This window comes from Acetobacterium sp., assembly GCF_039830195.1.
Taxonomy (GTDB): Bacteria; Bacillota; Clostridia; order Eubacteriales; family Eubacteriaceae; genus Acetobacterium.
Genome location: NZ_JBDODG010000022.1, coordinates 19,474 through 44,205, shown reverse-complemented (window position 1 = coordinate 44,205; position 24,732 = coordinate 19,474). Strand labels below are relative to the sequence as shown.

20 protein-coding genes are annotated in these 24,732 nt (G+C 51.0%); 4 read left to right on the top strand and 16 right to left on the bottom strand.

Features of this window, described 5'->3' with window-relative positions:
• The first annotated feature begins 21 nt into the window (after positions 1 to 21).
• Positions 22 to 1,395, top strand: coding sequence for an MATE family efflux transporter (locus ABGU93_RS07675; protein ID WP_347412891.1), 1,374 nt, complete (start codon positions 22 to 24; stop codon positions 1,393 to 1,395).
• Between the two features lie 185 nt (positions 1,396 to 1,580).
• Here the strand turns inward: ABGU93_RS07675 and ABGU93_RS07670 are convergent, their stop codons facing one another.
• The gene (locus tag ABGU93_RS07670; protein ID WP_347412890.1) at positions 1,581 to 3,185 is read right to left on the bottom strand and encodes a cation:dicarboxylase symporter family transporter; all 1,605 of its coding nucleotides are present in this window, start codon (positions 3,183 to 3,185) and stop codon (positions 1,581 to 1,583) included.
• Positions 3,186 to 3,344: 159 nt separating this feature from the next.
• Entirely contained in the window at positions 3,345 to 3,782 is a 438-nt protein-coding gene (locus ABGU93_RS07665) for a VOC family protein (RefSeq protein WP_347412889.1), read from the bottom strand.
• A gap of 291 nt (positions 3,783 to 4,073) precedes the next feature.
• Here ABGU93_RS07665 and ABGU93_RS07660 point away from each other — a divergent pair, with 291 nt between their 5' ends.
• On the top strand, positions 4,074 to 5,027 hold the full coding sequence (locus tag ABGU93_RS07660) for a calcium/sodium antiporter (RefSeq protein WP_347412888.1): 954 nt from the start codon (positions 4,074 to 4,076) through the stop codon (positions 5,025 to 5,027).
• A 249-nt stretch (positions 5,028 to 5,276) separates the two neighbouring features.
• Here the strand turns inward: ABGU93_RS07660 and ABGU93_RS07655 are convergent, their stop codons facing one another.
• The 4 genes from ABGU93_RS07655 to ABGU93_RS07640 form a co-directional block, all read right to left on the bottom strand.
• Complete coding sequence (locus ABGU93_RS07655) at positions 5,277 to 6,737, bottom strand: hypothetical protein (protein WP_347412887.1); 1,461 nt, start codon at positions 6,735 to 6,737, stop codon at positions 5,277 to 5,279.
• A gap of 347 nt (positions 6,738 to 7,084) precedes the next feature.
• Entirely contained in the window at positions 7,085 to 8,293 is a 1,209-nt protein-coding gene (locus tag ABGU93_RS07650; protein WP_347412886.1) for an EAL domain-containing protein, read from the bottom strand.
• 205 nt (positions 8,294 to 8,498) lie between these two features.
• A complete protein-coding gene (locus tag ABGU93_RS07645; RefSeq protein WP_347412885.1) occupies positions 8,499 to 9,125 on the bottom strand; it encodes a hypothetical protein in 627 nt (208 codons plus the stop codon).
• A 280-nt stretch (positions 9,126 to 9,405) separates the two neighbouring features.
• Positions 9,406 to 10,926 (bottom strand): helix-turn-helix transcriptional regulator, encoded by a 1,521-nt coding sequence (locus ABGU93_RS07640; RefSeq protein ID WP_347412884.1) that lies wholly within the window; start codon positions 10,924 to 10,926, stop codon positions 9,406 to 9,408.
• A 462-nt stretch (positions 10,927 to 11,388) separates the two neighbouring features.
• Here ABGU93_RS07640 and ABGU93_RS07635 point away from each other — a divergent pair, with 462 nt between their 5' ends.
• The gene (locus ABGU93_RS07635) at positions 11,389 to 14,487 is read left to right on the top strand and encodes a methyl-accepting chemotaxis protein (protein WP_347412883.1); all 3,099 of its coding nucleotides are present in this window, start codon (positions 11,389 to 11,391) and stop codon (positions 14,485 to 14,487) included.
• Positions 14,488 to 14,706: 219 nt separating this feature from the next.
• Positions 14,707 to 15,099 (top strand): bacteriohemerythrin, encoded by a 393-nt coding sequence (locus tag ABGU93_RS07630; RefSeq protein ID WP_347412882.1) that lies wholly within the window; start codon positions 14,707 to 14,709, stop codon positions 15,097 to 15,099.
• A 948-nt stretch (positions 15,100 to 16,047) separates the two neighbouring features.
• On the opposite strand, the gene ABGU93_RS07625 is transcribed toward ABGU93_RS07630, so the two are convergent.
• From ABGU93_RS07625 to ABGU93_RS07580, 10 genes are all read right to left on the bottom strand, one after another.
• Positions 16,048 to 16,335, bottom strand: coding sequence for a YciI family protein (locus tag ABGU93_RS07625; RefSeq protein WP_347412881.1), 288 nt, complete (start codon positions 16,333 to 16,335; stop codon positions 16,048 to 16,050).
• 57 nt (positions 16,336 to 16,392) lie between these two features.
• On the bottom strand, positions 16,393 to 16,644 hold the full coding sequence (locus ABGU93_RS07620; RefSeq protein ID WP_347412880.1) for a hypothetical protein: 252 nt from the start codon (positions 16,642 to 16,644) through the stop codon (positions 16,393 to 16,395).
• A 57-nt stretch (positions 16,645 to 16,701) separates the two neighbouring features.
• Positions 16,702 to 17,511, bottom strand: a complete 810-nt coding sequence (zupT, locus tag ABGU93_RS07615) for a zinc transporter ZupT (RefSeq protein ID WP_347412879.1) — start codon at positions 17,509 to 17,511, stop codon at positions 16,702 to 16,704.
• Positions 17,512 to 17,727: 216 nt separating this feature from the next.
• A complete protein-coding gene (locus tag ABGU93_RS07610; RefSeq protein WP_347412878.1) occupies positions 17,728 to 18,267 on the bottom strand; it encodes a hypothetical protein in 540 nt (179 codons plus the stop codon).
• A 399-nt stretch (positions 18,268 to 18,666) separates the two neighbouring features.
• Positions 18,667 to 19,050 (bottom strand): dihydroxyacetone kinase phosphoryl donor subunit DhaM, encoded by a 384-nt coding sequence (dhaM, locus tag ABGU93_RS07605; RefSeq protein WP_347412877.1) that lies wholly within the window; start codon positions 19,048 to 19,050, stop codon positions 18,667 to 18,669.
• A 3-nt stretch (positions 19,051 to 19,053) separates the two neighbouring features.
• The gene (dhaL, locus tag ABGU93_RS07600) at positions 19,054 to 19,692 is read right to left on the bottom strand and encodes a dihydroxyacetone kinase subunit DhaL (protein ID WP_347412876.1); all 639 of its coding nucleotides are present in this window, start codon (positions 19,690 to 19,692) and stop codon (positions 19,054 to 19,056) included.
• 34 nt (positions 19,693 to 19,726) lie between these two features.
• Complete coding sequence (gene dhaK / locus ABGU93_RS07595; RefSeq protein WP_347412875.1) at positions 19,727 to 20,722, bottom strand: dihydroxyacetone kinase subunit DhaK; 996 nt, start codon at positions 20,720 to 20,722, stop codon at positions 19,727 to 19,729.
• A 762-nt stretch (positions 20,723 to 21,484) separates the two neighbouring features.
• Positions 21,485 to 22,279 carry a tryptophan synthase subunit alpha gene (trpA, locus tag ABGU93_RS07590; protein WP_347412874.1) on the bottom strand — a complete coding sequence of 265 codons (795 nt, stop codon included), beginning with the start codon at positions 22,277 to 22,279 and terminating at the stop codon, positions 21,485 to 21,487.
• Positions 22,272 to 23,456, bottom strand: coding sequence for a tryptophan synthase subunit beta (gene trpB / locus ABGU93_RS07585; RefSeq protein WP_347412873.1), 1,185 nt, complete (start codon positions 23,454 to 23,456; stop codon positions 22,272 to 22,274). The genes trpA and trpB overlap by 8 nt, the downstream gene beginning before the upstream one ends.
• A gap of 633 nt (positions 23,457 to 24,089) precedes the next feature.
• A complete protein-coding gene (locus tag ABGU93_RS07580) occupies positions 24,090 to 24,698 on the bottom strand; it encodes a phosphoribosylanthranilate isomerase (RefSeq protein ID WP_347412872.1) in 609 nt (202 codons plus the stop codon).
• Positions 24,699 to 24,732: the final 34 nt, after the last annotated feature.

The following is a 24,732-nucleotide window of genomic DNA, read 5'->3' as shown; positions in this document are numbered from 1 at the left end:
TCAACGAAAGGAATTATTTTTATGAAAAACGATTTATTTGAAAAGTACCCCGTCCCCAAGGCGGTTATGACCCTGGCGATCCCCACGATGCTGAGCATGCTGGTGACGATTGTCTACAATATGGCTGATACCTACTTCGTCGGCCAGACCGGCGATCCCAACCAGGTGGCCGCTGTCACCCTGACGATGCCGATCTTCTTCCTGCTGATGGCCTTTGGTAATATTTTTGGCATCGGCGGCGGTTCCTATATTTCGCGGCTGTTGGGTGAGCGGAAAATCGCCGACATTAAACACACCTCCGCTTTTGCCTTCTACGGCTCGATTGCCCTGGGCCTGATCGGGATGGTGGTGTTCCTGCTCTTTATGGATCCGATCCTGACGATTGCCGGCGCCAGCCCTAACACCCTCGGCCTGGCCAAAAGTTATCTGACCGTTATTGCCTATGGTGCGGTCGCCATCAGCCTGCAGAATTCCCTGGCCCAGATTGTCCGATCCGTTGGTGCGGCCAAAGAATCGATGATTGGGATGATGATCGGAACCATCGTCAACATCATCCTCGACCCGATTATGATTCTGTCCATGGGCATGGGCGTGGCCGGAGCGGCCTGGGCCACCGTGATTGGTAATGCCTGTGCGGTGCTCTATTTTATCTATTACATTTTCAAGCACAGTGATGTGCTGTCGATTGCCCCCAACGATTTCCGGATGGAAGGCGCCATCGCCAAAAACACCTTTGCCATCGGGATTCCCGCCTCGGTTAATAATATTCTGATGAGTTTTTCGATGATCATGTTAAACAGCTTTGCTTCAGCTTATGGCGATACCGTGATTGCCGCGCTGGGGGTTTCCGGCCGGGTCTTCTCGGTCGTGGTGATGCTCGCGCTGGGTCTGGCGATGGGGATTCAACCCTTTATCGGCTACAATTATGCCCAGCATAACTATAAGCGGATGAACGATGCGATCAAGTTTACCGCCATTATCGGGATGATCATGGGCACTGTAGTGATGATCGTCTCGATCGTTTTTGCCACCCAGATCGTGACCTTCTTTATCAACGACCCTGAGGTCATTGCCATCGGTGCAACGATGCTGATTATTCAAATGCTGGTCAGCCCCTTCCTGGGTCTGCAGTTTATTGTCACCACCGTCTATCAGTCGCTCGGCAAGGCGCTCCCGTCCCTGATCCTGACCGTTTGCCGCCAGGGTCTGGCCTTTATCCCAATTCTGATTATCGGCTCCTCGCTGTTTCAGCTTCAGGGCATTATCTGGGCCCAACCCCTGGCCGACGTCGTTTCAATCATCCTGGCGGTTTCAATGTACACCGTCACCTACCGTAAACTGCGGGCCAGCAAGGCCGAACCGGTTTCCCTGGCGATGGAAGACGGCCTGGCTTAAGCCATCAAAAACGCGCCCGTCTAAAGGCGCCCAGGTTGGTGGAAAACTACCGTACCGACCAATTATTAATCTGTTGTTCGCCGCGGAATCGGACAGGCTACGCCGTGTCCGCTCCGATGCGTACAACATGATGTAATAATTGTCGGTACTGGGTTAGTATTTAAAGATTAACTTGAGCGTCCTAATTAGGGGCGCTTTTTTGATTCGCTGGCGCGGAGCCGGTGTTCGGTGTGGAGCATGCCGATGTTGGTGGTCATGACGTTGCCGGTGGTGGCTGGGTAGTCCAGGAAGATGGCGATGGTGACGGCCAGGGCCAGGCCTTCCAGGGGGATGCCCAGCAGGTTGAAGACAATCGTAAAGAGAAAGGCGCCCATCCCCGGCGAGGGCGGTACGGCCACCGAGAGGATCATACAGAGGATCACCACCGGGATCATATCCGGCAGGGTAAAACTGATCCCGTATATATTGCCGACGAACAGGGCCGTCAGCAACAGCATCGGGATGGCGTCCTGCTTGTTGAACAGCACCCCCACCGGGATCGAAAAGTGGACCACGTAGTCGCGGATTTTCTGTTTGCTCAGGGCGGTGGCGGTGTGGCTGGCAAAGGTAGCGCTGGAGCTGGCGGTGGACAAGGCAATCAGCAGAAACGGCGCGGCCGAGCGCAGATACGCCAGCGGGCTCATTTTATGGGCAACCGTCAGGCTCAGCAGCATCACCAGATCGATAATCAGGTAGGCGCCGAGCAGCAACGCAATCAGGCCAAAGGCCCCCAGCAGGGCGGCGCCCTCGCCGGAGATCATCATGTTCAGGATACTGATAAAGACCACCCCGGGCATCAGCGCGCAGACGGCGTCGAGGATCGTGGCAAAGACCAGATTGGCTTCCGTGATGATCCGGGTGATGGCGGGAAAGCGGCCCTTTAAGGTCAGCATTACAACCCCGCCGATAATCGCCAGAAACATGATCTGCAGGGTATTGCCGTCAATAAAAGGTTGGATGATATTGGTGGGAATAATCCCGAAGACCATCGCCCCGATCTGATTCCACAGGTCATCCTGGCCGCCGGCACTGGCCGAACCGCTGCGGCCCAGCAGAAACAGCTGGGCCAGGGCCAGCGAGACCGCCGAGGCAAGCAGAATAACGGCCATTGACCAGGTCAGCAGCAGCCGGAAGATCCGCTTCATCTGGGCCAGGTTATCCATATTGACAATACTGCCGATGGCCGAGAAAAACAGCACCGGAATGACGATGGCGTTTAAAAAGCCGAAAAAGGTTGAACTGATCGGGGTCAGAATCACGCTACCCAGCTGCTTGCCGAGCTCCGGCGCCACCACCTGTAACCCCAGCCCCGCCAGGATCGCCGTCACCAGCGCCACGGCCGTAGTCAGGGCCGGGTTCAGTGGTTTCTGTTTAAGGGTATAAGAGACGTTGTTACAGCCTTTTTCATAGGAGTAGGTCACGGCTGATAAACCAATCAGAATATTCTGCCCGATCCGGTTGTAGTCCGCTTCCTCATCTTCTGACGGTTCCGGCAGGGTCAGCGGGTTTTGGGGATCGCCCCAGTAGTTCAAAGTCAGGGTAATCGTCTTAAAGCGTTTTTGAATCGCCAATTCAAAGCTGGCCGTATCATCGGCCTGATCGGCCCAGTAAACAATCGCTTCTTCGACAAACAGCTGAGCTTTCAGATTGTCGCTTTTGGGACACTTATAGTGGTTTAACAGCGCTTCAACAAAGGCATTGGCTTCATCAAGGCTCGCTAAGCGGAGTGGTAAAATCTTTTTTGTTTCCATGGTTCCCCCTCTGGTGTGGTATCTTATGACGATGTTGGAAGTGAACCATACTACGCTGTACCCACACAAATAACACCGGATCGATGACCCGGTGTTATTGACAGTGATGGAAAACTTGTCTGCTCATCAAATCAACCTGTTAGTCTAATATTACCACTATTATACCACTTGTCCCAGCCGGCCGTCATCATAATTTAACTGCCAGCCGACCCCAAATTTATCAATCAGGGATCCGTAGACCTTGCTCCAGAAGGTTTCCTGGAGTTCCATCTCAACCGTGCCCCCGTCTTTTAATTTATAGTAGAGAATCTTGATCTCATCGAGATCGTCGCTGAAAATCACCAGGGTCATTTTTTCCTTATGGAGATCCCGGTCTTTCGGGAAGGTCGCCGAGTGTTTCAGGTGGTTCTGATCCGGCTCTAGCTCTGCCCGGATGACCACCTTATCGGAGCGATCCTCCAGCTCGGGAACGGCCGGTTCGGGCAGCAAATCACTAAACAAAATAATTTCCGGGATATCGGTGCCGAACACATCGGCATAAAATTCTACCGCTTCCTGACAATTTCCATTAAAACTGAGATAGGGTTGTATCTGCATTGCTACACTCCTTTTCCTTGGGATGCGACACGGAATCCGCGTACTTCCTGAATCCGCTGTGTTTTCGTTTTAATCAATTTTACCGAACCATGACACTCTATTACATTGTATAGCCTCTTTTTTACGCTTTAAACGGTTTCGGGTAAAATTTTTGTTAGTTTCTGTAAAATAAAATTGACCTCAGGCCTATCTGCTGGTATTGTAGTAATGGCTGTCAATGCATTTTTATTTCTTTTCATTTTGTAGGTCATCATTTATGTCATCATTTGTATCTTTATAAGGAGGATTTTTGTGAGTATTATTTTATTAATTATCGGGCTGGTTTTATTAGTCAAAGGCGCCGATTATTTTGTGGAGGGTTCGTCCTCCATTGCCAAACGTTTTAACATCCCCAGCATGGTCATCGGTTTGACCCTGGTGGCTTTTGGAACCAGTGCCCCGGAACTGGCGGTGTCGGTGTCCGGATCGCTGAATCAGGCCAACGGGATTGTCTTTGGGAACGTGGTCGGCTCCAATATTGTCAATGTCCTCTTTATCCTGGGGATCTCAGCCTTTATTACCCCAATCAGTATCAAGTCCAAAACAATTTTTAAAGAGATGCCGTTTGCCATCCTGACCACCGTCGCACTGATGCTGATGGTCATGGATGGCCTGATCAATGGCGACCCGATCTCGGTGGTTTCCCGTTCGGAAGGCTGGATCTTACTGTTGTTTTTTGCCATTTATCTGTATTCGATGGTCGAAATCGCGATTCTCGGCAAGGAAGAATCCGCAGGCGAGATTATCCTGCTGCCGATGCCGAAAAGCACTGTCTTTACCATCGGTGGCCTGGCAGCCGTCATTTTTGGTGCCGATCTGGTCGTCAACGCCGCCATTGAAATTGCGACGCTGATGGGCTTATCCGAAACCGTTATCGGTTTAACAATTGTTGCCATCGGCACCTCCCTGCCGGAACTGATCACCTCGGTGGTCGCCGCCAAGAAGGGCGAAAACGACATTGCCGTCGGAAATATCGTCGGTTCCTGCATTTTTAATGTGCTTCTGGTCATGGGCATTTCCGGAATCATCTATCCGATCGAGATCGCCATGGAAAACTATGCCGATCTGTGGATCCTGTTGGCGTCCATGGTCGTCGTGGTCCCGATGATGTACACCTCCAAGAAGATCAGCCGCTGGGAAGGCGTGGTGATGATGCTCGGCTACGTCGGCTACTCCGCCTTTATCGTGATGCGGGCGATCTCTTAACCGCCGCGCAATCTAAACTAAACAAAGCAAACGAAAAAAAGCACCGGTTTTAAGCCAGTGCTTTTTTTCTATCAAAATGGATAACCCAGTACCGACAATTGTTCTATCATGTTGTGTGCCTCTAGGCGAACAGTTGCGGCGAAAAACAAGAGTATTTGAATCATTTAATTCGCAACTGTACGAATTGTGCGCATACAACAGATTAACAATTGGTCGGTACGGCAGTTTAACACCAACCGGCGCGCAGGCCTATGCCCGGGCTTCGTAGCGACTGATCAGCTCGTCGAGACCGGCAATGGTGGCTTCTTGGGGCAGCACGTAGGGGCTGTCAGGGAGGCTGCGGAAAAAGTCGTCAAAGGCGGCGACGATATTGGCTTCGGTTAATTTGATGGTCTTAAAGACCTGCTGATCGCCTTTTTTGTAGTGCAGAATCAGATGCACCAGGGTGGCTTCATTGACAAACTCCACCGCCGCATTCAGGGCGATCTTGGTTTCATCAAAGGCATAGGTTTTGCGGACCCCGGCGGCGATATCGTCGCGGACCTGTTTGATCAGCAGCAGCCGTTCCGCCGGCGTAAAGGGATGGCAAACGTCCTCCGGAAAGTACATGTTGCCGTCTTCCATGAAGGTGGCCAGATTGGTCAGCGAAAAGACGTTGATCATCGAACGGTTTTCCTGTTTAAAATAATCATAGAAGCGATTAGTCGCGGTCACTAGCGGTTCATAAAAGGGCAAGCTCTTGCGGACCTTGGCGGCGACCATCTCATGGGTAGCGTAATAGGCAAAACAGGGCAGCGGTTCCACCACCGCACGGATTCGATAGGTGCTATCCAGGGAATAAATGGCAAATAAGTCCCGGCTTTCTTCAATAAACTGTTCCGTCTGCTGGAGGATCGTCACAAAGCCCTTCTGGTAGAGGCGGTAAAACTCCGGATCACGATAACGGATCGCCTGACTGAAATCCCGGGAAATGGTGATGACATCTTCTGAGGTCAGGATAAAATACGGAAACAGCGCATTGATTTCCGGAGCATCCCCGGCGCACTGATAATAGTAATGGGAGTGATAGCTGACATTATCCAGCAGCGACAGGCCAATCAGGGTTTTCAGAATCCCCAGGCCCGGATCGGCCGCCGTTTCGGTGCCGGTTTCCAGAAAACTCTGGACGTCCTGCAAGATCAGTTGTTTCTGGTTGCCCAGCATCTGTTGAAAAATATGCTGATAGACCGCTTCAAATCGACTGGGAACGGCCAGCTTTAAATGGGGCTGCTCTTTACTAAACAGTTCGCGGTCAATACAGTTTTCGATCATCGTCAGCACCGCTCCGGCGCCGGTGACGACCCGGATGCTTTCCGGGGCATCAATGGCCATGTCACCGCTGTTACTGATTTTGATTTCTTTGGAAAAAGGGATTTGATAGCTGGTCAGTTCAGAGATGATCCCGATCAGTTCAATTATTTTGTGACGATTGTAATAGGTGCGTTCCCCGACCTGGGTGATTTCCATCAGTATCTGTAATTCTTCGGCTTCGGTATTTGACAGACGCAAGGCCCTGGTTAAGCTGTCAAAAACTTTTTTGGTGGGCAGCCGTTCACCGGTTTTAATCCGCTGCAGGGTAGTGCGGTTGATTTTGCCCGTTTCCGCAAGGAATTGAATCGTTTCACCGCTTTCCTCGAATAGTTCTGAGATTCTTTTGCTAAATTGTGTCATGAGCTGCTCCTGTTTAAATTTATTTTGCTGACGCTAGTTTATCTGCCGTAATTTTTTTCGTTCACTTATTTAAATTTATTTATAGCATTAATTTGTAATATTAATATCATTACTTTATTCAAATCATTAGCGAAACGATGCTACCTTTTATTATAGCGATGTTTCAGTCAATTGCAAGATGTGGCGTTTAGTGTGCCAGAATATTCAGACTTTTTATTTTTTTCCTGGCCCCGCAGCGCCGTTCGTCGTTGCGTCGTAAAAAAAGACAGCCCACTCAGTTGACCTGAAGGAGCTGTCTTTTTGCGTGGCAGTGTGATTTATTTTTACTGTCTGATGTGGCATCGCTGTCAGGCAATATTACCAATGACATTCTTGGCCCAGTTAATTGCCTCGCGGTAGTCGTGATAAATACAGTAATCCTCGATTTTTAACGCCTCGGCTGCTGCCTCAACCACGGCCCAGTCACCTTTTTCATAGGCTAGCATCAATTCATGAATGGGCTGCAGGCTGCCTTGCTCGTTGATCAGGGCAGCGAGAATTGATTGCGGCAGGGTAATGCCCGCCAGCACCACCTCCATAGGCTGATCCAGAATCGCGTCCAGCACGCTAAACAGACCCATCAGCGCGGCATCATGTTCCTGGTCGAACATCCCGGCGCGTTTAGCCAGGGATTCGGCAAAACGGGTGCGGATCAGGGATATTCTAATCAGTTCGGTGGGTTTATCCTTGCTGAGCTCATGGATCATTAAAATACTGATCCAGCGTTCAAATTCGCGCAGACCGATATAGCTCAAGGCAAATTTGATCGAGCTGATCAATTCGCTGCCGGCTCGAAAACTGGCTAACCGCAGCAGTCGATAGGTCAGCGTCACATCCTGTTCAATCAGATCCGCCAGCCGCTCAAACGAGGGTTCGTCGGTGTGTATTTCAGTCATCAGCTTCAGATACTGGATCTGGGTCGGTGTGGCCCGGATGGACCGCCCGGCAATCCGCGGCTTGCTGAAGAAATAGCCCTGGAACAGGGAAAAGCCCATTTCTTTCGCTTGGTTAAACTCATCCTCGGTTTCCACCTTTTCGGCCAGCAGGGTCTTTCCCTGGGCCAGGCCGGTCGGGACATCAGCGGCGATGGTATCCAGCGGGGTGATCATAATATCGTATTTGATAATATCGGCCAGCGGCGTCAGCGGGTAGGTTTGATAGGTCTGGGCAAAATCATCCAGGGCGATGCAGTAACCCATCGCTTTAATATCGGTCAACCGCTCCATCAGATTGTCGCTGACTTCAATGTCTTCCAGCATTTCCACAATCATCCGATCGGGTTTGATCAGTTCCACGGCCTCGGAATGGATAAAAATCTCGTCAAAATTAATGAAGGCGATTTTGTCTTCGATGAGATTTTCCAGGCCCGATTCAAACAGACCGGTAATGACCATGGCGGTGGCACCCTGAGATGATACCCCGCCAAATTGAGTGGACTGGCGATTAAGCCGAAATAACAGCTCATAACCGTACACTTCAAGCTGAGCGTTAAAAATCGGTTGTCTGGCAATAAACATGGGGCCTCCTGAGACTTTGATATACAGGTGCAAATTTATAATTGTCGGTTCCTTTGCAATATCTACATTGTAGCACTTTGTTTCATCAAGGACAAGCTATTTGTCTTATCATGCGCGTTTTAATTGCATCGTTATTTATTAAAAGGCGTCACTAAAAAAACACCGCGACTGATCATATGATCAGCTGTGGTGCTTTCACGGTCGTTTATTTGGCCGGTTTGCCGTAGGCAAATTTCCCTTTATAGACGAGCCGGCCATTGCGGTCGTAGGAGCGCCCTTCGCCATGCCAGACGCCATTGACAAATTCGCCTTCATATTTAAGCTGGCCATTGTCGTAGTATTCTTTGCAATGCCCGGTGGGCACTGAGGGGTCTTTGATGTTTTCCTGATTGCTGGGCAGCCGGGCAAAATTGCCTTCGCATTTGAGTTTGCCGTTGGCATCAAAGATCCGGCCCTGTCCGGCGGCGTAGCCATAGGCAAAATTGCCGATATATTTGAGTTTGCCGTTTTCTTCATAGAGCTTCCCCGCTCCGGAGGCCAGGCCGTTGGCGAAGTTGCCTTCGTATTTGAGGGTGCCGTTGGGGTAATACTCTTTGCCGGGTCCGACCTGGATGGCGTTGACAAAGACCCCTTCGGAGGCCAGCCGGTTAGCGACGAAGCGCTGGCCGAAAAAGCGGCTGCCCTGATAATAACCGATGATGTAGCCGTCCTGGCAGGGGATTCTGATCTGGGGCTGCTGGCCATTGGCCGGGCTGCTGCGCGGGGATGTCAGATAGAGCCACAGGCCCACCGCGACGATGACGACCAGAACCAGAAAAATAATACCGCCCATAAGCTACACCTCACTTTTCATGGATTTTCGGGACTGCAAAACAATTTTGTGTGAACTGGAGGTTGGCACTGCGCTGGCGTACCGACCAATTGTTAATCTGTTGTTCGCTGCGGGATCGGACAGGTTTATCAACCTGTTCGCCCCGATGCGTACAACATGATGTAACAATTGTCGGTACTGGGGTTGATTTAGTCATTCAGTTTGGTTTTATTCTTTACAAAATTGTTTTTGGGACCGAGAGCAAAGTAACTATGTTCTTTTCGTAATATCCTTTTAATTATTATACCCTGGTTGGCGCCAATGCTGCAAGCGGTTCAGTGAAATCGGGGACGGCGGCAGGTTCGTATTCGGCAATCATGGCATCCATAACCGCCAGGGTGGTTTCGGTGGGCAGCACGTACTCGCTGTTCGGCAGGCTGGTGAAAAATTCCTTAAAGGCGGCAATAATGCCGGGTTCCCGGAGTTCGATGGTTTTATATACCACCCGACCGGCAACTTTATAATGCAATACCAATCGCAGGCAGCTGGTGCTTTCGTAGATGAATTCGACCGCCTGGTTCATTGACAGCTTATCATCATCCAAGGCAAAGAGGATGCGGCGATCATGAAACAGATCATCTCTAACCTGGGTCAAGATCATCAGCCGTTCAACCGGGGTTAGTAAATGATAGATTTCTTCCGGAAAAACCAGGCTGCCATCGTTCATGAACTGGCGCAGGTTTTTCAGCGAAAAAACATTGAGCATCCCCCCGCTGACCTGCCGGAAGTAATTAAAATAGCGATCCACCGCCTCAAGTAGCGGTTCATAATAAGGAAAATCCTTATTCAGCTTGGCTTCCAACAGCTCCCGGTCGGTATAGTATGCAATACATGGCAGTGGTTCAACCACCACTTCCACCTTGAAGTTCCGGTCCAGATCAAACACCTTAAAGAGATCATTACTCTCCAGAATAAACGGCTGGGTCGTCGCCAGCATTTCGGCGAAGCAGTCGCTGTAGAGGTGTAAAAAGGCCGGGTCCTGGTAGATGACGGCCTGGGTCAGATCCCCGGAGATGGTGATGACGGCACTGGAGGTCAGGATAAAGTACGGGAACAGGGCGCTGATTTCCGGGCCGGGGATGGCTTCATCTGTTTGCGAAACCCAGCAATGGGACTGATAATTGACATTGTCCAGCAGCGTCAGGGCGATCAGATGTTTCAGGGCGCCCAGCAGCGGATCGGCCGTGGCAACGCCCGCTTCCCGGCGCAGGTTGAGGACATCCTGGAGGTTTAAGGTTTTCTTGTTCCCCATCAGTTGCTGAAAAAGATAATCATAAACCGCCTGGAAACCATAGGGAATCGCCAGCTTTACGGCGGGTTCGGCGGCTTCAAATAACTCCCGGTCAATGTTGCACTCAATCAGGCTCAGCACCTGTTTGGCCCCGGCGACAACCTGCAGCGCCGGGGTTACGGCGGCGCTATGGTTGGGGTTTTGCTGCTGCCGTAGCTCCTTGGAAAAGGGGATCTGATATTCGGTTAATTCGGCGATCGTTTCAATCAGTTCGATGATCTTTTGGCGGTTGGCGTAGGTGCCATCCCCCACCTGGGCGATGGCCAGCAGGGTTTCCAGTTCTGCTTCTTCGGCCGGTGACAGCCGCAGCACCCGGGTCAATTTTTTAAAAAAAGCGCGGGTCGGCAGCCGTTCCCCGGACTTAACCCGCTGCAGGGTGGTGCGGTTGATGTTGCCCATCTCCGCCAGCGACTGGACGCTTTCGCCACTTTCGATAATATACTCTTCGATTTTTTGACTGAGTAAAGACATGATACCTCCACGGTGTTCGAGATGTTGCCTAATGCGACTTTATTAATGTTTCTTAAAGATTTATATTCACTTATCTTTTTTATTATTCATCGGCATCCCTAATCATAATCGTTTTATTAAATACTGGCAAGTGTAATATTTTGTGATTGTTACAGATTGCTGCGTTTGTCAAATGGAGGCCTGCTTTTTTTGATTTGAATTTTTCGATTTATTTTGTTTTTTTTTAACCGTAACGCTGGTAAATAAACCGCTAAATCGCTATAATAGGTAATGTTGCTTGCTGTTTCGCAGCGTTTTTGGATTGCCTTAGGCTCCCCCGGCCTGACAGCGTATTTGTCCACCAACGCCAACACCGGATTCAACCCATGTCGTGTGACAATCCCAACCGATTGGAGATACCGTTGAATACCCGGACAAGCGGTTAGCAGTCAGCACCAATCACCAACAGAAAGAGGTTAATTAATGGAAGAAAACGAACAATCACAACCCGACACCACCATCATTCCGGCCCCGGATATGGCCGTTGTCCCCGAGCAGCGGGTGATCAAAAAACACCTGTCCACCAAACTGCTGGGTTTCACCCTGGCGATCCTGGCCCTGGCGGTCATCGCCCTTGGACTTATTTCTTATCATATGGGGTCTTCCGGCATCACGGCCAAAGCCAATGAAGACGCCCTCAAATACACCAACGAAGGCGCGGCCCACGTGGCGGCCATCATTTCCGGGAATCTGGAAACCCTGGCTGAAGTCAGTAAACGCAATGGCGTTGCCTCGATGGATTACCCCACCCAGGTGGCGGCCCTCGTCGGTGACGTTGAAGCGCTGGGTTATGAGGATCTGGCTGTCATGAACCTGGCCGGTCATGCCAAATACGTCATAAGTGGCGGCGAGTTTGACTCCTGGGGCGAATTCTGGTACGAGAACGGCTTTAAAGGTGAAATGGCCATCTCTGATGTCGCCATCAGTAAGGTCACCAAGGCCCCCTGTGTCTTTGAAGTGGCACCGATTAAAAGCAACGGCCAGATCGTCGGGCTGCTGGTCGGCCGTCGTTCCCCCACCTTCTTAAAAGTAACTACCAACGCCATGGGCGACGGCGCGCATCAATACGGCTTTGTCGTGAACAACGAGGGCGGTTTTATGGCCCATCCCAATGATGAGGTTATTTTAAACCAGACCAATGTCTTTGCCGAAATTGAAGCCGGTGGTGACTGGAAAGATTTAGGGCTGGCGATGCAGCAGTTGGGAACCGGTCAGGCCGGGATGCTGTCCTACACCCTCAAGGGTGAGGCCAAAAGCGGGGCCATGGCGCCGATCCCGGGGACCAACTGGAACCTGATCATCGCCCAGTACCAGAGTGACGTGCTGGCGCCGATGGTGGCGCTACGCAATGTCACGATCCTGCTTTCGCTGCTGGTGCTGCTGATCGGCGGCGCGGCGGCCTGGTATCTGGCGAAGCGGATCACCGCCCCGATTGTGGCGCTCACCGACGTGGCCAATCAGTTGGCCCAGGGCGATATGGAGTTGGTCATCGACACCGGCCGGGAAGACGAAATCGGCGCGCTGATGGCTTCTTTTGCCACCATCATCGATAACCGCAAGGTTCAGGCCGAGGCCGCCAAACGGCTGTCGCAAGGGGATTTTGCGGTAGCCATCGTGCCCCAGTCCGACAAGGATGTACTGTCCTACGCGTTGATTGACATGGTCGCTGAAATGAACAAACTCAGTGCCGATATCAAAAAGATCGGGGCTGCCGCTCAGGACGGACAGCTAAATTACCGCGGCAATACGACTATCTACAACGGTGCCTACAAAGAGATGATCATCAGCCTCAACAACATGATCAATACCTTTGTCAAGCCGCTCAAAGTCGCTAACAAAGCCATCGAGCGGATTGGCCACGGGATCATCCCACCGGCCATCACCACCGAATACAAGGGCGATTTCAACGACCTTAAAACCAATATCAATGCCTGCATCGAGGGCCTCGGCGCCCTGACCGAAGGCAACGCGGTACTGGCGCTGCTCTGTGCCAATGATCTGTCGACCAAAATTACCGGCCAGTACACCGGGATCTATGCCGAGATTGGGGAATCGATCAACGGCGTTCACGCTCAGCTGACCCACATCGTCGAAATTACCAATAACATTGCCGCCGGCAACCTCTGTGATCTGGACAGCCTGAAAGCGATTGGCCAGCGCAGCGACAACGACACCCTGGTGCCCAGCCTGATTTCAATGATCGACAGCATTGCCCTGCTGGTCACCGAAACCCAGACAATGACTCAGATCGCCGTCGAAGGGGATCTGACCACCCGTGGTGATGTGAGCAAGTTCCAGGGCGAATACGCCAAGGTCGTGGAAGGCTTCAATCAGACCCTGGACGTGGTGATCGAACCGATTAATGCCGCCTCGGCAACGCTCCGGGAACTGTCCCGGGGTAATCTCCACACCGCCATGAGCGGCGACTTTAAAGGCCAGCACGGACAGATTAAAGAAGATATGAACCAGACCATTGCCTTCCTGAAAGAATATGTCGAAGAAATTACCGAGACCCTGGAAGAAATCGGCCGCGGTAACCTCAATCAGGAAATTACGACCACCTATCTGGGCGATTTCCAGGCCATCAAACTGGCGCTCAACAGCATTACCGGAAGTCTCAGCGGTACCCTGGCGGATATTGACAATGCCGCCGGTCAGGTGGAATCCGGGGCCCGTCAGATTTCGGATGGCAGCCAGGCAATGGCTCAAGGCGCGACGGAACAGGCTTCCGCGATTCAGGAACTGACCGCGTCAATTGAAGAAGTGGCGCAGGAAACCAAACAGAATGCGGTCCATGCCAACGAAGCCAACCAGCGCGCCATTGAGGTGCGCAACCACGCCGAAATCGGCAATGTCCGGATGACCAACATGGTCACCGCGATGGTTGACATCAATGCCGCCTCCCAGAATATTTCTAAAATCATCAAGGTGATTGACGATATCGCCTTCCAGACCAATATTCTGGCCCTCAATGCCGCCGTTGAAGCGGCTCGGGCCGGTCAGCACGGCAAGGGCTTTGCAGTGGTCGCCGAAGAAGTCCGGACCCTGGCCGCCCGCTCCGCCGAAGCCGCCAAAGAAACCACCGGCCTGATTGAAGGCTCCATCGACAAGGTCTCCGTCGGCACCAAAATTGCCGATGAAACCGCCGAAAGCCTGACCCAGATCCGCGCCGATATTGAGAAGGTCACCAGCCTGGTTGGCAACATCGCCCGGGCGTCCAACGACCAGGCCGCGGAAATCACCCAGATTACCCAGGGCATTGAACAGGTCTCCGAGGTGGTCCAGACCAACTCCGCCACCGCCGAAGAAAGCGCCGCCGCCAGTGAAGAACTGTCCGGCCAGGCCGAACTGCTCAAACAGATGGTCGGTACCTTTACCATCAAGGCCAGCAGTGGCCGTTTAACCGCCGCGACCCCCACCCCGGCCGCAAAACCAGTGGCTCACCCAGCCCCTCCTACTCCACCGGCACCAACCGCCGAACCGCGGATCGTGTTGGATGATTGGGACAATGATAAGTATTAAACAATGTAGAACAAAATTTGCTTTGATGACGGTTTTCGCAAACTATTTCGTAACGTGTAGTAGAAATTGTTTGGCGTAAACCGGCAGCGAAGCTTGAACGAACGTTTTTGTATTTAATTTAGAATCACTCTTGATTTCTGTGCCGTCACAGGTTATAATTTACTCATAACTAATTTAATAATCAACCAACATAATTTTATACACGCGGAGGATTTTACTATGGCAATCGTATGGACCCAGGATTTATCAGTCGGAGTCAACAGCATTGACGGACAGCATCAACAATTATTTAAAATGGCCGATGAACTATTTGAAGCCGGCAAAACCGGCAAATCCAAAGAAAAAGTCGGTGAACTGCTGAACTTTTTGGATGCGTATACCAAACAGCATTTCAGTGACGAAGAAGCCTATATGAAGAGCATCAATTACCCCGGCCTGGCTGAACAGCAGACCGCTCACAAAAATTTTATCGCCGAGCTGGCCAAATTAAAAGCCGCTTATGATACCTCTGGTGGTAATATTTCAGTGATTATCGGTGCCAACCAGATGGTCGTTGACTGGCTGACCAAGCACATCTCCGGTATGGACAAAAAAATCGGCACCCACGCCTAAAACCACGCCATTCATGTGAATTCATGACCTTAAGAAATCCCCCCAATGACGGTTTAACTGTCGTTGGGGGGATTTTTGCGCGGTTGCGGCGGGTCTTCCTGCCCCAGTTCAGCGACCACCTGTTTGAGGCGCCGCGGGATCGGGACGCCGGCACCTTCTTTCTGGGTTAGTGGTACGTAGGGGTGGTAAGCCGCGTGGACACGGCGGTATTTTTTTATAAGCAACCGCTGGTTTGAGATCAAAGTACCAATTCCGAAGGGTTCGAAGGGGTTTGGGGCTAAAAAAAGTCGGTTTACTGGAAATATTTTATTTTTTTTCGCCAGAGCTGAGTTTACAAAAAAAAGCCTTCGACCCCTTTGAATCCTTTATTACAGCCGTTTGTGCCCTTCGGAACCCCTTCGAAAGCTTCGGAACCCCTTCGTTTTAAGGGTCTTTACGCTAGCGATTTCGCCACTTTGTCTCATTTTGTTCATCATCAGCCTAAATCTGCTAACTCTTCCAGATCAATCCCGACTTAAATCGACCTTCTTGACAGTGAATCCTTCTCTCTTTCCACCATGCCAAAACTTTCTTTCAGCTCCATCCAGAAGCGTTTCTGACTGACCGGTAGCGGGTCAGTCCCGCCAGGGCCCAGTTGAAAATCCCCAGCGCTTCGGTGACAAAGCAGTCCTTTATTTGATGCATCTCGACGTGATCGGCGCGCAGATATTTACGGACGATCTGTTTGCGGTAGACCTTTCCTCCGCTTTCTTGATATTTAAAATCAGCCTAGTTTAAATCTTTAATCGCTTCTTTTTTTATTTTTTTACTTGAGAAACCATTAAGATTCAACCGATTCGCCAACTGTCTGGCAATTTTACAAGCGTTTCCCGCAAATTCCCAAACAAAAAAGCCCTACCGCTTGATCAGCCGGAAGGGCTTTTTGTTTGACGCGTTGTTTGTTGGTCGCTACACCAGGTACCGTTCAAGCCCCGCCGCCGCTTTGGTCGGCAGAAATTCCAGGACATCGTAGTCGGCCACCTGTTCCAGATAAAAAGGATCTTCGGCGATAATCGCCCAGACCTCATCCTTATCTTTGGCCTGACAGAGAATCACCCCACCGGTCCGGGGACTTTTGCGGCCGGACAAAACAAATTTATCCAACTGATAATAACGCTCGAGATACTCAATATGCGCGGGGATCACTGCCTCCACCACTTCGATCGGTTTAATGTAGTTTAGTAAGATAATAAACATTCTTTCTCCTCAATCTGCTTGTAGTTCGTAAAGTTTCATTTTGCTCACACTGCCCGCTCAGTCATGATCCGACAGATCGTCCTTGATTTCCAGAATCCGGTCCCAGATGGCAAATAAAATATCAATCAGCACGGGGTCAAACATCGCGCCCCGCTGTTCGCTCAGAAAGGCTCTGACCTGCTCCAGCGCCTGCATATAGGCTGCTTCATCAGAGCCGTAGCGGCGGGCCTGGTCGCGGAAAAAGTCATAGTCGATGGGCTCATCCTCGTAAAAACTGGCCCAGAAAAATATGCCCCATCCGCTGATCATTGATATAAATAGGGGTGGCAATGTCCCAGAGATTGTTTTTGAATGAGCCGTGATCCCCTACATCAGCACGATCAGACTCAGCGCCATCAGCATCATCCCGGCGATCAGCCCGTAGATCGACAGATGGTGTTCGCCGTATTCCCTGGCCGTGGGCAGCAGCTCATCAAGGGAGATAAACACCATGATCCCGGCGATGCCGGCAAAGAGGATCCCGAAAACGGTGTCGTTGAGAAAGGGCAGCAAGATAAAATAGGCAACAATCGCCCCGACTGGTTCGGCCATCCCCGAAAACAGCGACCAGCCGAGGGCCTTTTTGCGGGACCCGGTGGCGCAGAAAACCGGTATCGCCACCGACATCCCCTCGGGAATATTATGAATCGCCACGGCAATGGCAATCGCCAACCCCAGTGAGGGTTGCTGAATGGCAGAGACAAAGGTGGCCATCCCTTCGGGAAAATTATGGATGGCGATGATGACGGCGGTAAAAATCCCGGTCCGCAGCAGTTTCTGACTGCCATCCACGGGGCAGGAGGCGGCTTCTTCGAGCATATGGGTCTCGTGGGGATTTTCGTAGGAGGGCACCAGCTTATCGATGATGGCAATCAGCAACATCCCGCCAAAAAAAGCGATGACATTGACCCAGACCCCGGTTTCCGGGCCGAGATTGAGAATCAGCAGGCGCCGGGACTCAAACAACAGCTCAACAAAGGAGACATAAATCATGACGCCGGCGGAAAAACCCAGCGCCACGGATAAAAGTTTGGTATTGGTTTTTTCAAAAAGCAGCACAATCAGCCCCCCGATTCCGGTTGACAAGCCGGCTAAGACGGTGAAGAGGATGGCGATTGCCAGATTTGCAGAGTTCATTGGTTCACATCCTTATGAGGTTTTTTAATGATCAGTTTGTTTCATTGTAAAAAGGGCAACAGAAATAATATAACACGAATAATAAAAAAATGAAACCGGAAAACACAAATCATCACCGCTCCGGAAACAGCGCATTAAAAAAAGAAGCATTCCACTGGATGATTGAGATCCGGGCTATCGCTTCTTTCCATGGATTTATGCTTGACAATCGAAGCATTAGAATAAACTGTTGGCGGCTTTGCGGCTGGTCTGTCCCAGCACTAGTTTTTTCGGTTGCTGCGGTTCAGCGGGCTGGCTATCATCCGCGCGGCTTTTCATTTCGGCATTATAGGCCGCGACGGTAATTTTGCCGGACAACACCAGGCCTTTGAGTTCCGAACTGGTGTAGCCGCCCAGCTGATTGCCGGATACCTGCTCGTCTTCCGGTTCATCTTCCTCAGCCAGCTGGCTTTTGGGCTCTTTTTTGTCAACGTAATCTTCTTCATCCGGCTTGACCCGGGCCGCTTTCTGGTCAATGGTGGAACTCTGCTGATCGGTATCACTGTTGACGGTGGCATTTTCGCTCTTCATCCGATACCCGACATATTCCCGACTGAGTTCCATGGTGTCGTATTTGTAGTAAGAATTGGCCTCATTGGCAGCATTCTGGGCGTTGACACTGTCACCGGTGGGTTTAATGGTAACCGCATCAATTTTCTTTGACAGCGATGTGGCCGGCCCCTGCAATTCGACGGCATTTAAACTGATTGGATCCATATTCGTTCCCCTTTCCTGACTGTGGCACGCTCAAGTGACACTCCCCTGAGCCTAAAATTGGTTGACTACATTATTAAAAGTAGTATACCACAATTCCCCAGAAATTTCATCAATTTTCGTTAAATCACGGTTGTTTGTATTTCAAAAAGACATCAGGATGGTGGGAGATCCACGGATCGTTTGTCGCTACCGTACCGACCTATTGTTAATCTGTTATTCCCAAACAACCGTGAGCTTTGCCACCGGTTTGCGCGAAACAATTCTTACACTGTACGCCGTACAGAATCGTTTGCGAAACCGACACAAAGCAATCATTGTTCGATTCAAACTACGAAAAGCCGTATTATTAGAGACAAAACACCCCGGTTGCCCGGGGTGCCTGTGTTGTTGTGATCTTGATTAGAATTTTTTATAGGCTTTGGTGGTGGCCAGCATTTCGACGACTTCATCGAAGGATGAGCCAATGGAGGCTTCAACCGCGCCAAAGATGGTGCCTTCGACGATGGGCGCATCAATGATCTTGACCTGACTGCCGCCTTCCCGCATTTCGATGGCCATTTCCGAGCTCATCACGGCACTGCCGAGATCAACCAGAATGACCACGCCATCGCCTTCATCAACGGCTTCAATGGCGTCGGAAATTTTGGCGACGTCGGTACCGATGCTGCCGTCAGCCATCCCGCCGGCAGCAGCTATCTTGGCATCAGCAGCCATTTGGCGGGCCAGTTCAACCGCGCCTTCAGCTATTTTCTGACTGTGAGAAACAACTACAATTCCGACCATCGCTTATTTACCCGCCTTCTCAGCGACTTCGCGGGCCGCCTGAAAAGCATAAGCCATCGAAGTCGCACCGGGGTCCTGATGACCGATACTGCGTTCCCCCAGATAAGAGGCCCGGCCTTTGGTGGCAATGATCGTTTTGGTATACTCGACGCCATCCCAGGCGGCCGCTTCCCCATTGATCAGGGCTTCCCGCATCGATTTGCCGGCGGCAATGCTGGCTTTAATGGCATCGATAGCTGGCATCATGCTGTCGAGAATGGTTTTTTCACCCTTGACGGCCTTGCCCCGGAACTGAATCCCGCCGACGGCTTCATCAAAAGCCAGAATCACATCCTCACTAGATAATTCTTCCTTACCCTTAACCGCCGCCCCGGCTTTCATAAACGCCGTGCCATACAGGGGCCCGGAGGCTCCACCAACTGTGGAAACCAGCGTCATCCCCACCATTTTTAAAATATCATCAATATTTTTTTCTTCAACCGTCGGTAATTTTTCCATCACCGCTTTAAATCCCCGGCTCATGTTAATGCCATGATCGCCGTCACCGATTGCCTGATCAAAATCGGTCAATTCTTGTCGATGTTCTGCCATCTTATCCGCATAAACCCGAATAAAATCCAGCACTTCTGCCTTTGTTGCCATGTATTTTCCTCGTTTCTATGTTTGGTGGTTATTTTTAGTACATTTTGAAGCCGATGGTATCAGCTTGGGCCAGTAATAAGTCTTTGAGTTCAGCGTCCAGTTTTAATAAGGTGATGGATGCACCGGCCATGTCGATGGAGGTCATGTAATCGCCAACGAAGGTTTTGAAGACTTTAACGCCCTTGTCAGCCAGGATCTGCGAAACCCGACGGTTTAAGATATACAGTTCCATTGGTGGGGTGGCGCCGGCACCATTGATCATCACGGCAACTTCGTCGCCTGCCTTTGGATCCATATCTTTTAAGATCCGTTCCATCAGGTAATCAACAATTTCATCAGCCGTCTGGATTGGTTTTCGTTCGGTTCCCGGTTCGCCATGGATCCCGATGCCCAGTTCCATTTCATCTTCCGTCAGTTCAAAGCCCGGCTTTCCAGCCGCGGGAACGGTACACGGTTTTAGTGCCACACCCATGGTGCGAACGTTGGCTATAACCTTTTCAGCGGTCGCCTTAACTTCATCCAGGCTAGCGCCGGTTTCAGCTTTAGCGCCGGCAATTTTATGAACAAAAACAGTTCCAGCCACGCCGCGACGGCCAGTGGTATAAAGACTATCTTCAACAGCAACATCATCATTGGTAACCACGTTGGCAACCTTAATGCCTTCGGCTTCAGCCAGTTCAGCGGCCATTTCGAAGTTCATGATATCACCGGTATAATTCTTGATAACTAATAATACACCCTGTCCGGCATCAACCGCTTTGATCGCTTCGAATACCTGGTCTGGTGTGGGAGAAGTAAATACAGAGCCTGCTACAGCACCGTCGAGCATCCCTTTACCGACAAATCCGCCATGGGATGGTTCATGACCGCTGCCGCCGCCGCTTACCAAAGCAACCTTGCCAACTTTTTTGTCAGCGCGGACCAGCACATCAAAACCTTCCAGACGGGCTACGTATTCAGGATGGGCCAGAACGATACCTTCCAGCATTTCATTTTCCACATTTTCTACATCGTTAATAAACTTTTTCATAAGACTTCCTCCTATAAACATTATTAGTCCGGTACGTGCACAAGGGCCGTGAGCTTTGCATTCAGTTTCGCACGAAACACTAGAAGAAATCGCACTGCGAATTTCTTCTTTGTCGCGGGCAGTCGCCAACTACAAGCAAGCTTGTGATTGGCTCGTTGTCTTCGCGAATTTCTACACTGTACGGCGTACAGGCTATCGCCTGTTCGCCTACACGTTACGAAATTGTTTGTGGAAACTAAACGCAAAGCAATCATTGTTCGATGTTTATTCACTTGCAATTGTACATACCTTAAACCATACTATAACACGTTTTTACCCATTTTGAAGATAAAAAAACGATATCAAGAGATCTTTTTTGGTGTGGTTCCCACAATTCAATAAAATTTACGAACCCGACAGGTAATTTTTCGATCTGTCAATAGGGTTGGGGGTTGCTGGATAAAATTTATGTTAATCTTTTGTAAATTTTGTATGCTTTTATAATCAGTTGAATGATGATTAACGCTATACTTAAACCATGACGTTATCCTGCCTGTACCTCGCAGCGCAACCTTCATCTATGGGTCAGTATTCAGTACCAAAAGCACTGCTAGAAAACAAACCCAGTACCGACAATTGTTACATCATGTTGTGTTCCTCAAGGCGAACAGTTGCGAAAACTCGCTGTTGCTATAATAATCACTGAATACGCAACTGTACGAATTGTGCGCATACAACAGATTAACAATTGGTCGGTACGGTATCTCACGCCATCCCTGCCCCTTAAACCAGTGCCGCCTTCATCTTGCGGACGTAGTCGGTCAGCGGGCCGGTGGACGCGGCGCCGTGCTCGGCGATGATCCGGACGATGGCGCTGCCGACGATGACGCCATCGGCGAGCTGAGAAATCGTCGTGGCCTGTTCCGGGGTGGCGATCCCAAAGCCCACCGCCACTGGCGTCTGAGTCACCGCGCGGATGTCGGCAATGATCGCGGCCAGATCGGTTTTGATCTCGCTGCGGACCCCGGTGACCCCCAGCGACGAGACCAGGTAGATAAAGCCCGTCGCCTCCCGGGCCAGCATCTGAATGCGATCCTGGGAGGTCGGGGCGATCAGAGTAATCACATCGACCTCATGAGCCTGGGCGACGCTTAAAATCTCGCCTTTTTCTTCAAACGGCAGATCCGGGATAATGATGCCGTTAATCCCATTATTCTGACAGGCGGCAAAAAAGCGCTCCACCCCGTAGACAAACACCGGATTCATATAGGTTAAAAAAACCAGCGGAATACCCGTTTGGGCCCGGACCCGGGCGACCATCGCAAAGATCGCATCGGTGGTGGTGCCGACCCGCAGGGCCCGCTCGTTGGCGGCTTCAATCACCGGCCCCTCGGCAATCGGGTCCGAAAACGGAATCCCGATTTCAATCAGATCGGCTCCGGCCGCAGCCATCGCCAGGATAAATTCCTCGGTTTTATCTAAAGACGGATCACCGGCGGTTAAAAAGGCGATAAAGGCTTTCTGGTCCGCAAAGATCTGCGAAATGGTGTTATTTTCGATATTCGTTATCTTATTCATGGATATCTTCCCCCTTATAGCGGGCAATTGCCGCCACATCCTTATCACCCCGGCCGGATACATTGACAATTATGATCTGCTCTTTGCTCATTGTCGGTGCCAGCACCATGGCATAGGCAATGGCATGGGCCGATTCGATGGCCGGAATAATCCCCTCGGTGCGCGACAGGTATTCAAAGGCCGCGACGGCCTCGTCATCGGTGATCGGCACGTATTCGGCCCGTTTGCTGTCGTGGAGATGGGCATGCTCCGGCCCGATCCCGGGATAATCAAGCCCGGCCGAAATGGAGTAAACCGGGGCGATCTGGCCGTATTCGTCCTGACAGAAATAGGACTTCATGCCATGAAAAATCCCCAGGCTGCCCCGGGCGATGGTGGCGGCGTGTTCTTCTGTATCGACCCCGTGGCCCGCCGCTTCACAGCCGATCAGCCGGACGGACTCATCAGGAATAAAGTTATAGAAAGCACCGATAGCATTGCTGCCGCCGCCAACACAGGCGATCACGGCATCCGGCAGGCGTCCTTCTTTTGTAAGAATCTGCTCCCGGGCTTCACGGCTGATGACACTCTGAAAATCCCTAACCATTTCCGGGAAGGGATGGGGTCCCATCACCGAACCCAGCACATAATGGGTGTCGTCCACCCGGGTGGTCCATTCCCGGAAGGTTTCGTTAACAGCATCCTTTAAGGTCATCGTCCCGGAGGTGACCACATGAACCGTGGCACCCAGCAGCCGCATCCGAAAGACGTTGAGGGCCTGACGGTCGGTGTCTTCCTTGCCCATAAAAATCTCGCATTCAAAACCCATCAGGGCCGCGGCGGTGGCCGTGGCAACGCCATGCTGACCGGCGCCGGTTTCGGCAATCAGTCGGGTTTTCCCCATTTTCTTGGCCAGCAGCGCCTGACCCAACACGTTGTTGATCTTATGGGAGCCGGTATGGTTTAAATCTTCGCGCTTGAGATAAATCTTGGCCCCGCCCAGATCGGCGGTCATTTTCTTGGCATAATAAAGCCATGAGGGCCGGCCAGCGTATTCATTCAATAATTCGGTTAACTCGGCCTGAAAGGCCGGATCGTTTTTATAGTGTTCGTAGGCTTTTTCCACTTCAATTATGGCATTCATCAGGGTTTCTGGTGTGTACTGACCCCCGTGGATCCCGTATTTTCCTTTACTCATTTTCTTTCTCCTTTTTCGTATCGTCCTTTATTGGACTGCCGTGAGCTTTGCTGACGGTTTTGAGGACAATTTTGGGTGAACTTGAGGTTGGCACTTCGCTGGCGTACCGACCAATTGTTAATCTGTTGAATGCGCACACCACGAGAAATACGCTTCGCTCCTTTCTCTTTGGTTCACGGGCAGTCGCCAACTACAAGCAAGCTTGTGATTGGCTTGTTGCCTTCGCGAAAATTCGTACAGTTGCATATAAACAACGTTGAAATATTAAGTTCAGTCTGCAACTGTTCGCCTTGAGGCACACAACATGATGTAACAATTGTCGGTACTTGGTTATGCTAATTACAAGGTTCGTTTTTTAAATTCACAAAATTGTTTTTGGGAACCGACAGCGAAGCTATGATTGTTCGTATCTTGTGTTATGGCGGTAGTGCCAGTCCAATGCAATAATACTATTCCATAGAGTATATAAATAATACAATGTAGTCAATCTCGGTTCGTAGAGGCGATTATCAATCGCCTGAGAGCTGTTGATTTTTAAAATTGACGTATTAACATAAGATCGACGTTCCGGGCGGTCAATGACCGCCCCTACTAAATAATGCTCTGCGTCAGTGCTTTTATTTGGATCTTTTATTAACGGTTAATCTTCCTGATCATTTCCACAATTTCAATAATTTTGTCCCGGTCTTTCACCCCGTCGGTTTCGACGCCGCTGCTTAAATCGACACAGTAGGGATTGACCTGGTTGATGGCGGCGGCAATATTGCTGCTGTTGAGGCCGCCGGCGAGAAAGAAATCGCCGGTAACACCCTGAAGCAGATCCCAGTTGAAGGCCGCCCCGGAACCGCCATATTGGCTGGGGTCGTAGGTGTCAAAGAGCCGGTAATCGGCGGCGGTGGCCTGGATGTCGGCCGGACTGCTGATCCGGAAAGCCTGGATCACCGGCAAACCAGTTTGGGTTTGCAAGAGCCGCACCGTGGCCTCGCCCTCATCGCCATGGAGCTGGATGAGATCGATGATGCCCGCCGCGGCCAGGGCAATGATCTCGGCCACCGGGTGATTGACAAAAACCCCCACCGCGGCAATGCCAGGATCCAGTTCCTGTTTTAACGCTCGCGCCGTTTCTAAATCGACCTGGCGCTTACTTTTGGCAAAGACAAAGCCAATATAATCCGGCTGGGCCGCGTTCACCGCCGCAATATCTTCTAAGCGGGATAAGCCGCAGATTTTTATTTTTGTCATGGTATTCTCCTCGTTCTTTAGTCCATTCGTCGCT

Bases quoted from the DNA above. Each gene is read 5' to 3' on its own strand.
- ABGU93_RS07670 (WP_347412890.1), bottom strand. From the start codon at position 3,185: ATGGAAACAAAAAAGATTTTACCACTCCGCTTAGCGAGCCTTGATGAA.
- trpA (WP_347412874.1), bottom strand. From the start codon at position 22,279: ATGAATAAGATAACGAATATCGAAAATAACACCATTTCGCAGATCTTT.
- ABGU93_RS07630 (WP_347412882.1), top strand. From the start codon at position 14,707: ATGGCAATCGTATGGACCCAGGATTTATCAGTCGGAGTCAACAGCATT.
- dhaM (WP_347412877.1), bottom strand. From the start codon at position 19,050: ATGGTCGGAATTGTAGTTGTTTCTCACAGTCAGAAAATAGCTGAAGGC.
- ABGU93_RS07645 (WP_347412885.1), bottom strand. From the start codon at position 9,125: ATGGGCGGTATTATTTTTCTGGTTCTGGTCGTCATCGTCGCGGTGGGC.
- trpB (WP_347412873.1), bottom strand. From the start codon at position 23,456: ATGAGTAAAGGAAAATACGGGATCCACGGGGGTCAGTACACACCAGAA.
- dhaL (WP_347412876.1), bottom strand. From the start codon at position 19,692: ATGGCAACAAAGGCAGAAGTGCTGGATTTTATTCGGGTTTATGCGGAT.
- zupT (WP_347412879.1), bottom strand. From the start codon at position 17,511: ATGAACTCTGCAAATCTGGCAATCGCCATCCTCTTCACCGTCTTAGCC.
- dhaK (WP_347412875.1), bottom strand. From the start codon at position 20,722: ATGAAAAAGTTTATTAACGATGTAGAAAATGTGGAAAATGAAATGCTG.
- ABGU93_RS07620 (WP_347412880.1), bottom strand. From the start codon at position 16,644: ATGATCAGCGGATGGGGCATATTTTTCTGGGCCAGTTTTTACGAGGAT.
- ABGU93_RS07640 (WP_347412884.1), bottom strand. From the start codon at position 10,926: ATGTCTTTACTCAGTCAAAAAATCGAAGAGTATATTATCGAAAGTGGC.
- ABGU93_RS07580 (WP_347412872.1), bottom strand. From the start codon at position 24,698: ATGACAAAAATAAAAATCTGCGGCTTATCCCGCTTAGAAGATATTGCG.
- ABGU93_RS07625 (WP_347412881.1), bottom strand. From the start codon at position 16,335: ATGTTTATTATCTTACTAAACTACATTAAACCGATCGAAGTGGTGGAG.
- ABGU93_RS07650 (WP_347412886.1), bottom strand. From the start codon at position 8,293: ATGTTTATTGCCAGACAACCGATTTTTAACGCTCAGCTTGAAGTGTAC.
- ABGU93_RS07675 (WP_347412891.1), top strand. From the start codon at position 22: ATGAAAAACGATTTATTTGAAAAGTACCCCGTCCCCAAGGCGGTTATG.
- ABGU93_RS07635 (WP_347412883.1), top strand. From the start codon at position 11,389: ATGGAAGAAAACGAACAATCACAACCCGACACCACCATCATTCCGGCC.
- ABGU93_RS07610 (WP_347412878.1), bottom strand. From the start codon at position 18,267: ATGGATCCAATCAGTTTAAATGCCGTCGAATTGCAGGGGCCGGCCACA.
- ABGU93_RS07665 (WP_347412889.1), bottom strand. From the start codon at position 3,782: ATGCAGATACAACCCTATCTCAGTTTTAATGGAAATTGTCAGGAAGCG.
- ABGU93_RS07655 (WP_347412887.1), bottom strand. From the start codon at position 6,737: ATGACACAATTTAGCAAAAGAATCTCAGAACTATTCGAGGAAAGCGGT.